Raw genomic sequence first — 12,929 nt, forward strand, 5'->3', positions numbered from 1 at the left:
GTGGGTTGTGAAAGCTTGATGTATAGGATATCTGCGATCGTCCTCTCTCTCTTGGCCATCGTGGTCCTGACTCCGGCCCTCGGCCAGACGGAAGCGTCCATGAGCTTCCAGCAGGTGAGCACCGCCAGCTTGCCTTACAACGTCAACCAGCCGATAGCCTACAAAATCCACCTGACTAATGCGATGAACAGCCCCATGCGCTACTCGGTGGAGCTGGAGGTCGGACCCGACTTCACCGACTACACCGCCTCAAAGAGGTACACGACCGACATCAGCCTCACGGCCCGCTCGGCTCAGGACGTCGTCTTCGACGTCAACTTCAGATCCCCGGAGATGAGCCGGGGAGCCTTTGGGAGGTGGTCCACCGACGATAACGACACCAGCATCTGGGAGAAGGGCTGGTACAGGGTCTTGATAACCCCCCTCGTCGGCTCTCCCGTGACCCTGGAGAGCTACGACGGCGAGCCCTCCCTCATCAAGATGGTCACCGTCTACAGAAGCCCCGAGGTATCCCCCAAGATGGGGACGGATGCCGACCTTTATAGCTATCGGATTGAGGTCTTCTCCAGCGCCGATGACGCGGTGACGCTCCAGGTGGCTCCGGAGGCGATCGGCCCCTGGAAGGACTGCGGTAGCCGGAACTACACCAACATCGGCGGATGGCAGACCCTGAGGTGGGAGAACGTCTCCCTCGACTTCGACTTCCTCAAGGGCTGGTACAGGTTCGTCGGAAGAAAGCAGACCGAGGCCTTCGAGGGGCCCTTCTGGCCGGTGGAATACGAATACTCAAACGCCACCGTCGCCCCAAAAGACGGCTTCTCAGGCTCTCCTTTCACCTACTCCCTCGATTTCAGGGGCTCAAAGAACCTGGACGTAGGCCTCAACATCTGGGACGTAGACCAGAACCTCTTCAAGCTCGTCGAGAAGAAGAGATACGGAAACGCCACCGTCTGGCAGAGGCTCGTCTGGACCGGCGTCATGCCCAGCGAGGCGATAGGCTCGGAGGGGGCGAGCTCCTACTACTTCAGCTTCTACTACCCCGGCTCCGAGAGCCCCCTGGGGACGAGCCGGGAGGAGGAGGGGAAGGTGAACCTCGGCCCGGAGATCGTCCTGATAAAGTACGAGAACTCCACCGTCTCCCCTGAGAGGGGGAGCGCCGTCGCCCGGTATACCTACGCCGTCGACGTCAGCACAGCCCTCCCCGTCTGCGACATAGAGCTCCAGACGAGCGAGCCGGGATCTGGGATCTGGAGGTCCCAGGGGATAGCCACCTACAACGGCGACCCCAGGATAACCTGGAAGGACGTGGCCTTCGGCGGCGACGTCGCCGGCAACGTAAGCTACCGGTTCATTAGGGTGGCTTCACCCCCCACCGTCTATCAGGGGCCGACCATCTTCAAGGAGTCGATCACAGGAAATGTAACGCCGGCCAGAGGTGTTATGCAGGTCTTCCCCGACAGCAATAACCTCAACAGGTACGTTTACACGATCCATATCGAGAACCTTGGGAACGATTCTGAGTATAAGGGGGAGATCTGGGTGGAGCTTCTGGTCAAGGCGCCCAACTCCGTCTGGAAGGCTGTAGGCGAACGGAAGCAGTATTCTACTTCAAACGGAAACGTATCCTGGGTGCTCAAGCCCTTCACAGACGTCGAGTTCCTCGGACCTGCAGAGTACAAGTTTCTGGTCAATGGCGTAGAAACGGCGGTATTCAGCGGCCCCGAGATCGTCGCCATGTACAAAAACCTCGATTATGAGGACGTCAGTCCTGGTCGTTATAACTACGTGGCCTGGGTCAATGGAAGCGTCGACATGATAGCCGACCTGATATACTCCACCGACAACGAGAACTGGAAGAACCTCGAAGATTGGAAACGTTATACTGGAGGGTCCGGCTGGACGAGGCTCGCCTGGGAGGACAAACCTGGATACAGGTTCTACGAGGTTGATATCAGATTCGAAGAGCCGGTGGGGATCTAGGCATGAAAAGAGGCTTTATAGCAATATTTTTGCTCATCTTCTACCTTATGGGGTCTGTCCAGGGGGCCGAGGGGCCGGGAGGTCCGAGCGGGTCCACAGGGGGCGGTTCCAGCGGAGGCAGCGCCGGAGCTTCTACCACCACCAGCAGCGGGGGGAAGAAGATCGTCAAGCTGGAGCTGGAAGACCTCATAGGTAATATGGAGAAGTGGAAGCAGAGCGACCCCGAGAAGTTCGATTACCTGAAGAAGCTCCTTCACATACCCTTCGTCCCGCCGAAGGACTACTCCACCCCCACCGTCCTTATCTGGTATCCCAACTCCACGGAGAAGGCCGAGATCACCCGGAACGAGAAGCTCGACATATATGCCTGGGTCAAGAACGAAAATCCCATCGAGGTCAGGTCGGACGTCTACCTCTACCTGGAGGCGAAGGGCCCCGGGGATGAGAACTTCACCAGGGTCGGCTCCCAGAGGGTGATCCTGGCTAACGAGTACACCGGGGGTTCCAACTCCACCACCAGGGACTGGTCCGGGCTGATGCCGTTCGTCGATTCGAGGGAGGTGGGGAACGCCACCTTCCGGATATGGTTCAACGATATGCACAGCACCTACCTCACCGATACCATGTACGCCAAGCCTTACAGACAGGGCGATTTTTTCAACGTCCTGGAGCTCTCGCTCGTCAACAGCCCCCCGTTGGTCGTGGGAGAGAGCATCAAGGTTGAGCCGGCGAGGGCCAGGTACAACGACCCCATCAGGTATTCAGCTGGGTTCGTCGACACCGACGGCGATATGGTGAACGTCACCCTCCACGTCCTCGACGACCAGGGCGGGATTTTGAGAAACCTCACCCAGGAGGTGAAGTCGGGGACGAACGTCACCTTCTCCGCCACCGAGTATGGCCTCTTCGGGGAGGCGGACGCCGGTAGGAACTTCTCTTACCGGTTTAGCTACGACGACGGCCTCGACGGGAACGCGACGGCCGTTTACCCCGGGCCGAGCCTCCTTCCCAGCCCCAAGATCTTCGTCTCGGACCCCCATGTGGAGGCCGCCGACGAGAACCGGTACTGGTGGCAGAACTACCGGTTCAGCCTCAGGGTGAAGAACCCGGATGTGGATAACCTTCGGATAGACCTCTACACCAGCACCCCCTCCCATCCCAACAGGTACCAGGCGACGAGGGAGATCAACGCCTCGGAGGAGGCGCAGGTGGTGATCTTCGACCTTCAGCCCTTCGACGTATCTGACGCCGACGAGAGCTTCAGCTATTACTTCAAGTACTCGGCGACGGACCAGAACTCCAAAGAGGAGATGGGCGGAACCTCCGATGGTAAGATAAATCCGAAGATCGTCAGGTATCCGATATACTCCATGGTCACGATCGCAAACCTCCTCGTGGTACTGCTGGCAGCCCTTGCGGGAGGGATCGTGATCGAGAGGAGGCTGTACCGATGAGCGACCTGAACGAGACGGTGGCGGCGGTCCAGGCCGTCGATATATCTTCAGGCCTCGCCTCCGAGGGGGTATCGAGCTTCCTCGCCGGCATATACTCCAACGGCCCTCTGGGCGTCGCGATATTTATCGCCCTCCTCGCCGGAGGCCTCCTCCTCCACAGGCTGAACATGGATAGGACCTATCGGAACGTGGCGGCCACCACCCGGGACGGTGAAGTATCCCCCGAGGACCTTCGGGATGAGATGTTCACCCGCCAGGGATCGAACTTCAACGCCGCGGCGGTGGCGGCCTGGATGCTCCTCTTTGCCGCCTTCGCCTACTTCTACTTCCTGACCCCCGAGATATTCCCTGGCCACAACTACTACCAGCTGCCGACTTTATCTTCGGGACCCCTGGGCTTTGCGGCCTTCGGCCTCTTCGTCCTCCTTCTGGCGGGGTTGGCGGCCGCCTTCATCCCCAGGGAGCTCTACGGCTACTACGAGCTCTCCAGGAAGACGAAGGTCGCGATAATGCTGACGGTGCCGGCCCTGGCCCTATCCATAGCCCTATCCGTCCAGCTGGGGACGATATTTCCCGAGGTGGACCCGGCTGCTAGGGGCCTCGCCTTCCTCGCCCTCTTCGGCTCCGAGGTGGCGCTTCTCTTCCCCGTATATGCCGAGGCCCGAGGAGGGATGAGATGAGGCTCTGTATAGTTGGGATCGGCGGTTGTGGGGGACATCTGGCGGAGCGGTTCCTTAAAAACCAGGACGTGGCACCCCTCAAGAAGTCCCTGGGAGAGCACGTCTCCTTCGGAGGCGTCAAGGGCCTCTGGCTGGAGGCGGACGTCCAGGAGACGGAGAACCAGAGCTTCTTTGGCTCCCATGAGAGGGGGTGCTACCCCTGCTACTTCATACCCCACGACGTCATCATATCCGAGTCCAAGACCTCGAAGCTGATCGTCGACCGATACGGGTACGACGTCAAGAAGCAGGGTTTCATGAGGCAGGCCGAGTTTCTCAAGGCCGTCTTCGAGATCTTTGAGGCGGACGAGGAGGTGAAGCGGGCCGCCCTTTCGGAGAACGAGTCAGAGAACCCGATCCTCCGGGCAGCCTGGGACAGGATAAGGGATTATACGACCCTGGCGGCTGCGAAGGAGACCGGCGGATCGGAGATGTGCGACGGGATCCTCTTCATCGTCTCCCTCGGCGGCGGTACGGGGACCGGCTTCGTCAACCCCATAACCAGGTACATCCGGGGGGAGAGGCCCGCCTATCCGGTCTTCGTCCTGGGGATCCTCACCGAGGAGGGAACCGACCCTCAGCAGAGGGCCAAGGAGGCGAAGAGGGATCTGGGAGCCTCCATATCCCTCTTCGACCTCTTGACCAAGAAGGTGGGGGTGGGGGTGGACGGGGTGATCCTGGTGGACAACCAGATCCTGGTGGAGAGGTTCGGCCAGAACTACCCTGCCATCGACGACTTCATCCACCAGTCGATGAGGCCATTCGTCGCCGGCCGCCACTATCCGGGGGAGGACCCTCCGAGCCTGGCGATGAGGGAGAAGTTCATTGAGGGGGTCGAACGCCCGCCCATCCTCGTACCCTGCTACTTCCGGGATAGGAGGAGGAAGGACCCTGAGGACGAATTAGTCAGAAAGGCCCTCTCGGAGGGGAAGCTCTTCGGCTGCGATCCCCGGCGGGCAGAGAGGGCCTACGTCTTCACCAGAGGGTTCATGAGCCTGGAAGAGATTGGGAAGGCGGTGGCTAGGGAGACGGGCCTTTCTCCGGATCGGATAGAGCCGTGGAGGAAGCTTGGGGAGAACGGCTGGGACGAGGTTCTGATCCTCCTGCGAAACCCCTACGGGGAGAAGAGGGGATGCGAGGTGAAGGGGAACCTCGAGCATCGGCTTCACAGGGTGATCAGGATGGCGATCAGGTACATGGACGATCCCGAGAGCCACCTCGTAAAGGATGGGATGCCGGATATGACGAAGACGGCCCTCGCCGACTACTTCTATGGGGACGATGGTATTCGAACGCGGTTTGAAGCAGGTCTCAAGAGGATAGAGGAGGGAGAGAAGCCCTTCTTCCTCAACGAGAGGAACATCTTCGAGAGGTCTAGCCGGAGTACCGGCGACCACGACTTCCACGGCGGCAGAAAGATCGACGAGGATGAGGTTCGGACGATAGTGGAGCAGATCCTCAAAGACCGGGGCCTAGTGAACTGATATTCCAAGGGGGGGTTGAGAAGTGGCAAGAAATGGGGTCGTCCTCGCGGTCGTGGCCCTAATCATTGGGGCTTACGCCCTCCTCCACGGGGATGGGGGCATCGACGGAACCTTCGGGGCCGATGGGACGGGAGGGGTGCCCGACCCCTACTACCTGGAGCTGAAGGCCGCCGACGTCCAGAACCCCGACGATGTCATCAGGTACAGCAGCTCCATCAGGGGCTACACCGCCGGCCTCGATGTCTTCGAGAGGGCCGCCTTCTACGAGTGGTACCTCAAGAGCACCGGGTTTGACGTCTCCTTCGCCTACTCCGAGGATTTCCGGGGCCGGGGCGCCGATCACCTCTGGCTCCTGGTGAAGAACAAGAAGGGCGAGGTGATCGAGGTCGACCCCTCCTTTACGGCGGTGGGAGGCCCATCGATGGTCCCCCTCAGCCCGGAGTACACCCGTTACGACCGAGAGTTTGAGGGGATATTCGAGGCGGAGGAGGCCCTGGGGCTGGAGAGGCTCGCCTGGTGGAGGGACGAGGCCGCCCAGGAGGTCCTGAACGATAACATAATCCTCGCGGAGAAGGAGAGGGCCCAGAGGATGGCGGAGGGCTAGGGCTGAGGGCCAGCCCTCATCTCCTCCCCCGATCCTCTCCATCTTCCCCATTCCTTCCGGTTTCCGCCCTTCCCTCCCCCCGCTTCTTCTCCCATCCCTCATCTCCAGAGGTCGCGGCCCCGGTGGGAGACGGCGGGGTCTACCTCGATCAGGTCCTCGGGGTAGGGCTCAAAGAAGGTCTGGCTTCCCAGGTATTCGTCCTCGAAGCGGGCCACCCAGGCCTTGAGGATGGTGGTGTTGGGGCAGATCGTAATTTTGCCGTCCCGGTACCTCTGGACGTTATCGAGGAAGATCGCCTTCTCCCCCGCCGACAGGCGGCCTTTGAAGTGGCCGAAGATGTGCATCAGAACGTTGATGTTGGAGGTGTACCTCCGGGCCCTGCATAGCGCTTTTGCCAGGTGGGGCTCGTAGTCGCCCGCCACCTCGGAGAAAGGCCGATGGTCGTGGTTGGCGGCGATCGCCCCCAGGGCCCTCGCCTCGGCCTGGTGGTAGGCTAGGAGGAGCATCTTGTTCTCCGTCTGGAACCGGAGGAGCTCCTCCATCGACCCCGACCTCTTCACCTCCCGGAAGCTCGCCAGGGTGAAGAGCTTCGTCATGAAGTGCTCCTTGATCCTAGGGTTCCGGAGCCTCCCCTCGTCCTCGACGGCGAGGTGGGGGTGGCGGGCCAGGACGGCGGCGCCGAAGAGGCCGCTCGCGCTCCTGGTGAGGGCCGCCGACCTTCCCGCGGTGGGGTAGACCTTGGTGTTCCTGATCCCGCAGGAGGGGGAGCTCGCCTTGAGGATGAAGCCATCGACGTCGCCGACGGCGTCGAGGAAAGATCCGGCGAAGGTGTTCATCTCCGCCGTGACGTCCCTATCCGTCGCGGGCTGGACGAGCCTCGTCTCTTTCTCTCTGTTGGTAGAGACGAGCCTAACCGAGTCCCTGGGGACGCCGAGGCCGATCTCCACCTCGGGGCAGACCGGCAGGAACTGGACATAAGGCTGAAGGCTCTTTACGAAGTCACTGCTGATGATCTGGCCGTTGTACCTGCAGTGGTCAACCTCGATGCACCGGCTCACCACCACCCTCGGCTTGGGAAACTCTCTCAACGCAAACCACCCTTCTCCCATCATTGGGGTCAAAGCTACTTAAAACCGTCGAGAAAAATTGCCCGAGCGGTTTTCGGCTTCTGGAAGGGGATCATCGCTCATGATAGTCTCCCCGTTTGTGGGGGTCAGATTGATGATCATGAAAGAACAAATAAAGATGCGATGGCCGATAGAGAGCGAATTCTGATCCTGGGGGCTGCAGGCCGGGACTTCCACAACTTCAACCTGTTCTTCCGAGGCCGGGATAGGTACGAGGTGGTGGGGTTCACCGCCGCCCAGATCCCCGGCATCGCCTGCCGGTCCTACCCCCCGGAGCTGGCGGGGCCGCTATACCCCCGGGGCCTCCCCATCTGGCCGGAGGAGGAGCTGGAGGAGATCGTCCGGGAGGAGGGGGTGGAGAGGTGCATCCTCGCCTACAGCGACCTCTCAGCCCAGGAGGTGATCGACCTCGCAAGCCGCGTCTTAGCCGCTGGGGCGGACTTCGGCCTCCTGAGCGGCGAGCATACGATGCTCAAAAGCCGCCTCCCGGTGATCGCCGTCACCGCCGTCAGGACGGGGGCGGGAAAGAGCCCCGCCGCCCGGTACGTCTCCCGGATCGTCCGGGGGCGGGGGCTCCGGCCGGCGGTAGTCCGCCACCCGATGCCCTACGGCGACCTCGATGCGATGAGGGCCCAGAGGTTTATCGCCCTCGAGGACCTGGATCGCGCGGGGGTGACGATGGAGGAGCGGGAGGAGTACGAGGCCCATCTGAGGGAGGGGACGCCGGTCCTGGCGGGGGTGGACTATGCCGAGGTGCTGGAGATGGCGGAGGAGGAGGGGGACCTGATCGTCTGGGACGGCGGGAACAACGACCTCCCCTTCTTCCGCCCCGACCTCTGGATTACCCTCGCCGATGCCCTCCGGCCGGGGCACGAGCTATCCTATTACCCCGGCCAGGTGAACCTCCGCCGGGCAGACGTCGTCGTCATCAACAAGGCGAGGACGGCGGGCTCCCGGGCCGTGGCGGAGATCAGGGAGAGCGTCCGGAGGGTCAACCCCGGGGCGAGGACGGTCCTCACCTCCTCGGAGGTCCGGGGCGACCGCCCTGAGCTCGTCGCCGGCAGAAGGGTCCTGGTGGTGGAGGACGGTCCCAGCCTCAGCCACGGGGGGATGAGCCACGGGGCGGGGCTGGAGGCGGCGTGGCGGTACGGGGCGGCGGAGGTGGTAGACCCCCGGCCCTACGCCGTGGGGTCCTTCGCGGAGGTCTTCAGGAGGTACCCCCAGATCGGGCCGGTCCTCCCGGCGATGGGCTACTACCCTCACCAGATGGCGGAGCTGGAGGAGACCATCAACCGGGTCCCGGCGGAGGCGGTCGTCGTCTCCACGCCCGTGGACCTGGCCGCCTCCTTGAAGATCAAGAAGCCCGTCCTCCGGGTCACCTACGAGATGGTGGAGGAGGAGGAGCCGGGGCTCCGGGGGGTGGTGGAGGGGTTCCTCGCCACCCTCGTTGCGGGGGCGAGGGCCGGGGGTGGGTGAACGGTCGATGTCGTCGCCTTCGGCGGAAACGCCCTCCTCCCCGACCCTCTCGACCCCAGCTCCCAGGGGTCCCGGGCCCGGGCCCTGGCGGGGGCCCTCCGCCTCGTCAACCCCTCCGGGGAGGGGGTGGTCCTCGTCCACGGGAACGGCCCCCAGGTGGGGATGATCCTCCTCCGGATAGAGGCGACCCGGGACCGGATCCCTCCTGAGCCCCTGGACGTCCTGGTAGCCGAGACCCAGGGGTCCATCGGCTACCTCCTCGCGAGGACTATCAGGTCCGCCTCAGCCCATCCGCATCAGGATGTCGCGGCGGTGATGACCCAGGTCGTCGTCGACGGATCGGACCCCGCCTTCGCCCGGCCGACGAAGCCGGTGGGGCCGTTCTACAGCGAGGAGGAGGCTCTCCGGCTCCGGGAGAAGGTGGGCTGGGACCTCGCCCCCGGGGCCAAGGGATGGAGGAGGGTCGTCCCCTCCCCCCGGCCCCGGGAGGTGGTGGAGATGGGGGTGATCCGGGAGGCGGTGGCCGAGGGGCACCTCGTCATCGCCGGTGGCGGCGGTGGGGTCCCCGTCCGCCGGGGCCGGGGCCGGGAGCTCTTTGGGGTGGAGGCGGTGGTGGATAAGGACCTCACCTCCTCCCTCATGGCCGTCGGCCTGGGGGCGGAGAGGCTGGTGATCCTGACGGAGGTGGACGCGGTCTACAGGGACTTCGGCGGCGAAGGGGCCGAGCCGATCCCCCACCTCCGCCCCGAGGAGGCCCGGGATATCCTAGATCTCCTCCCTCCGGGGAGCATGGGGCCTAAGGTGGAGGCGGCCCTCGCCTTCGCCGAGGCTACCGGGAGGGGTGCCCTCATCACCGACGTCGACCATCTGGGGAGGGCCCTAGTCGGAAGGGCGGGAACTTGGATCCTTCCCTGAGCTCCCCCGGGTTCCACCTCATCGGTTCGGACCGGCTTCGGCTTCGTGGCGAAGGGCCTGGGCCGTCTGGCCGCCCCTGGAGAGGGCGATTCAGCCTGCCTCTCAAAAAAGCCGATTTTTGGCCTCTCCCCCCTCCCCCCTGAGCCGGGCAAAATAGATAACCTGTCGCGCCATGGTCATGACGGGTCTTCTATCGATCCGGAGGTTAAATCTTGGAAAGGTGGTCTTCGAGGACGGCTTTCATCCTCGCCTCCGTCGGCTCGGCGGTGGGGATAGGGAACATCTGGCGGTTCTCCTCGGTGGTGGGGCAGAACGGCGGGGGAGCGTACCTGGTGCCGTATCTGATGGCGGTCTTCGCCTTCGCCCTCCCCCTGATGATGCTGGAGCTGGCGGTGGGGAGGCGGCTCCGGGGGGACGTGGTCACCGCCTTCGGCCGGGCGAGGCCCCGGTTCAGGCCCCTGGGGTGGGTCGTCTGCGCCGTCGTCTTCTCGATCCTCTCCTACTACCTGGTCGTCACCGGCTGGACCCTAGCCTACGTCGGCTTCTCCATCGCCGGGGAGGGGGTCGAGTTCGCGGATTTCACCTCGACCTACAGCCCCATCGGCTACTTCATAATCTCGGCCCTGGTGATGGGGGCGATCGTATCCCTCGGGATAAAGGACGGGATCGAGAGGGCGACGAAGCTCTTGATCCCCTTCTCCTTCCTCCTCCTCCTGGGCCTTGCCGCCTTCTCCTCGACCCTGGAGGGGTTTGGGGCTGGATGGCGGTACCTCTTCACCCCCGACTTCTCCGTCCTCGCCGACCCCCTCCTCTGGGCCGCCGCCTTCGGCCAGGCCTTCTTCTCCCTCTCCGTCGGCTACGGGATCCTCCTCACCTACGGCGATTACCTCGACGAGGGGATTGGGATCCTGAATTCGTCATTGATCATAACCTTCGCCGACCTGGCGGTGGCGATCCTGGCGGGGCTGGTGATTTTTCCTGTCGTCTTCACCTACGGCCTGGAGCCGGCGGCCGGAGCGGAGCTCGCCTTCTCGACCCTCCCCCGGGCCTTCGAGGTGATGCCCTACGGCTCCGCCTTTGCCGTCGCCTTCTTCGCCCTCCTCTTCTCCGCCGCCATGACCTCGGCGGTCTCGATGCTGGAGGTGGGCGCCGCCTCCGTGGCCGCCGCCACCGGCATCTCCCGGAGGAGGGTGAGCTTCGCCCTCACCGCCGGCACCATCGCCCTGGGGCTGCCTTCGGCCCTCAGCTACAGCAGCGCCGCCCTGGAGGTCGGGGGGGTGCGGGTCCTCGACATCATGGACGATACGGTGGGGGGGCTCGGCCTCGTCCTGACGGCGACCCTCATCGCCGTCACCTTCACCTGGTTTATGGACGGGAGGGCCCTCGCCGAGGAGATGGGGCGGGGGAGGAGGTTGGCGCTGCCGATAGCCAAGTATGCGGTCCCGGCCGTCATGGCCATGACCCTCCTGGCGAGGGCCCTCCTCTGAGAAGGCGAGGAAGACCCTCCAGAAAGCTCAAGCTCTTGAAGGAGAACGTCCTCCTGGTGGAGAAAGGAGATGGCCAGTTGATGGCTGAGGGGAGAGGTCTGCTACCATCATCCATTGGCCGAGGAGGAGCATTATCAGATGGATGCTGGTTTCTGTGGATTGAGCTGTATTTTGCGATCCGCCCGACTTCTCGGATGGCTCAGAAGCCTTCAATCTGATTGAGAGACGGATAGGCTACGCTGGCAGAAGCTTTTCTTTTTGGATTCGGATTGAATTAGAAGAATGGAATTCGAGATGCATAGACTTCATCGTCTCTTGGATTTCGATGCAGAGAGAAATTCACATCTTATATAAATAATCAAAATAATCGCTAATAGGCGGCTCGATAGATATTTATGCCATCAACCCGAAGGAGAGGTGTGCCTGGACGATGAAGCTGAATGGGTTCGGTTCTCGGACAGGCTGGGAGCTCCTTGGGGGTTGTGAGCTTCTGCCGGAATAGCCGGCTAGGTCGAAATTAGACCGCCTTTCACGGCTTTGTGAGGCGGATCATGGAAACCATCCGATCTAGCCATAGCTCCCAGGAGCGAGCTATGCCGCATCGGGCCGATTTTTTTTGCGGCCGTCGATGGCATCAAATTAGAGGGTAACAGCGAACGGAGTGGGAACTTAATGAAGAGAGAACTGGCTATAACGCTGGTAATCGGAATCGCCCTGGTGGGCATGGCCGGCGCTGCCAACTACATGTACGAGAAGTCGAACATAAAGGGCGTCGGCTACAAGAACACCGAGATCATCATTCAGACTCAGCCCGGCCTGAACGGGAACAAGCTGGTCGAGAAGGAGTCTGGAAGCGGTAACGTCATTTCATCGATGACCGAGATCGAGGCTGAGAGGGACCCCTATGGGCCCTGGTGCCCCGGGACCGATTGTGGATCTCCCTATCAATGTGGTGGAGATGATCCCTGCATCATCGATAGTTTTGATCCCGGTAGCGGCTGCGTCGACTACATCAACTTCAACAAGGAGACCGAGCTGGAGTACATGCCTGTCAGCTATCAGACCGGCACCTACGATCAGAAGTGGATCGAGAAGCTCTGCGTCCAGAACTACTACATCGGAGCCACCATGGTCGAGATGTACACCCACGCCGAGCACCTCCAGAAGAACACCGAGGTGAAGACGAGGAGGGACTGCAGCCCATGGGATCCGACAAACTGTGGCGCTGACGGCTGCTTCGGCTGCGGCGACTGCACCGGAGCCCTGGAGGCGAACATCAACTCCAACGTCATCGGCGTCGCCCATATCGGCTGGCTCTCCAAGGATGTAGCCACCAACTGCAAGGGGAGACACTACGAGTGGGGCCGGTCCGTTGAAGACCTGACGGGCGTCTTCTCCATCGAGAAGTTCATCCAGCTTTGGGGCAACGGAACCTGCGGCGAGGTCCAGGTGGACTGGCTGCCCTGCATCTAAATTCGAAATTATTAGGCTGCCCCTAGAGCCAAAATCGGGGCAGTCCCCACCTCTTTAGCGATCTTTAATGATGGACGATCGGCATAGATCGTCTCGCCTTAGCGATCTTTCTTCGTCCCATCAAGGCCGAGTCGAGTCCCAACTCCAATCGTCGAATCCATATTCTTGGCAAAATGAAGAGAAGCTGACCGGCTCTTTTGGCCAGGATTT

Annotated in this window: 9 protein-coding genes and 1 pseudogene; 9 read left to right on the top strand and 1 reads right to left on the bottom strand. The window is 62.1% G+C overall.

Going from position 1 to position 12,929, the window contains the following annotated elements; translation table 11 throughout:
* Positions 1 to 18 precede the first annotated feature (18 nt).
* From MHAR_RS08485 to MHAR_RS08505, 5 genes are read left to right on the top strand one after another with little or no spacing between them, the layout of a single operon-like run.
* Positions 19 to 1,980 (top strand): hypothetical protein, encoded by a 1,962-nt coding sequence (locus MHAR_RS08485; RefSeq protein WP_048144547.1) that lies wholly within the window; start codon positions 19 to 21, stop codon positions 1,978 to 1,980.
* Between the two features lie 29 nt (positions 1,981 to 2,009).
* Positions 2,010 to 3,434, top strand: a complete 1,425-nt coding sequence (locus MHAR_RS08490) for a hypothetical protein (RefSeq protein ID WP_048144548.1) — start codon at positions 2,010 to 2,012, stop codon at positions 3,432 to 3,434.
* Positions 3,431 to 4,114, top strand: a complete 684-nt coding sequence (locus tag MHAR_RS08495; protein WP_014587204.1) for a hypothetical protein — start codon at positions 3,431 to 3,433, stop codon at positions 4,112 to 4,114. The genes MHAR_RS08490 and MHAR_RS08495 overlap by 4 nt, the downstream gene beginning before the upstream one ends.
* Positions 4,111 to 5,637 carry a hypothetical protein gene (locus MHAR_RS08500; protein ID WP_014587205.1) on the top strand — a complete coding sequence of 509 codons (1,527 nt, stop codon included), beginning with the start codon at positions 4,111 to 4,113 and terminating at the stop codon, positions 5,635 to 5,637. Before MHAR_RS08495 ends, MHAR_RS08500 begins: the two co-directional genes overlap by 4 nt.
* 22 nt (positions 5,638 to 5,659) lie before the next feature.
* Positions 5,660 to 6,241: a hypothetical protein gene (locus MHAR_RS08505; protein WP_014587206.1), complete on the top strand. Its 582-nt coding sequence runs from the start codon at positions 5,660 to 5,662 to the stop codon at positions 6,239 to 6,241.
* 98 nt (positions 6,242 to 6,339) lie between these two features.
* Here MHAR_RS08505 and MHAR_RS08510 read toward each other — a convergent pair whose 3' ends face one another.
* Positions 6,340 to 7,329 carry a YbgA family protein gene (locus MHAR_RS08510; RefSeq protein WP_048144549.1) on the bottom strand — a complete coding sequence of 330 codons (990 nt, stop codon included), beginning with the start codon at positions 7,327 to 7,329 and terminating at the stop codon, positions 6,340 to 6,342.
* Between the two features lie 162 nt (positions 7,330 to 7,491).
* On the opposite strand from MHAR_RS08510, the gene MHAR_RS08515 reads away from it, so the two are divergent.
* The 4 genes and pseudogenes from MHAR_RS08515 to MHAR_RS08530 all read left to right on the top strand — a co-directional run bounded on the left by MHAR_RS08515 (position 7,492) and on the right by MHAR_RS08530 (position 12,719).
* Positions 7,492 to 8,844 (top strand): cyclic 2,3-diphosphoglycerate synthase, encoded by a 1,353-nt coding sequence (locus MHAR_RS08515; RefSeq protein WP_014587208.1) that lies wholly within the window; start codon positions 7,492 to 7,494, stop codon positions 8,842 to 8,844.
* Between the two features lie 21 nt (positions 8,845 to 8,865).
* Positions 8,866 to 9,759 (top strand): annotated as a pseudogene (locus MHAR_RS08520) (amino acid kinase family protein); the annotation flags it as partial.
* Between the two features lie 212 nt (positions 9,760 to 9,971).
* Positions 9,972 to 11,246 carry a sodium-dependent transporter gene (locus MHAR_RS08525; RefSeq protein ID WP_014587210.1) on the top strand — a complete coding sequence of 425 codons (1,275 nt, stop codon included), beginning with the start codon at positions 9,972 to 9,974 and terminating at the stop codon, positions 11,244 to 11,246.
* A gap of 672 nt (positions 11,247 to 11,918) precedes the next feature.
* Complete coding sequence (locus MHAR_RS08530) at positions 11,919 to 12,719, top strand: hypothetical protein (protein ID WP_014587211.1); 801 nt, start codon at positions 11,919 to 11,921, stop codon at positions 12,717 to 12,719.
* Positions 12,720 to 12,929: the final 210 nt, after the last annotated feature.

The sequence above is a fragment of the Methanothrix harundinacea 6Ac genome (genome assembly GCF_000235565.1).
GTDB lineage: Archaea > Halobacteriota > Methanosarcinia > Methanotrichales > Methanotrichaceae > Methanocrinis > Methanocrinis harundinaceus.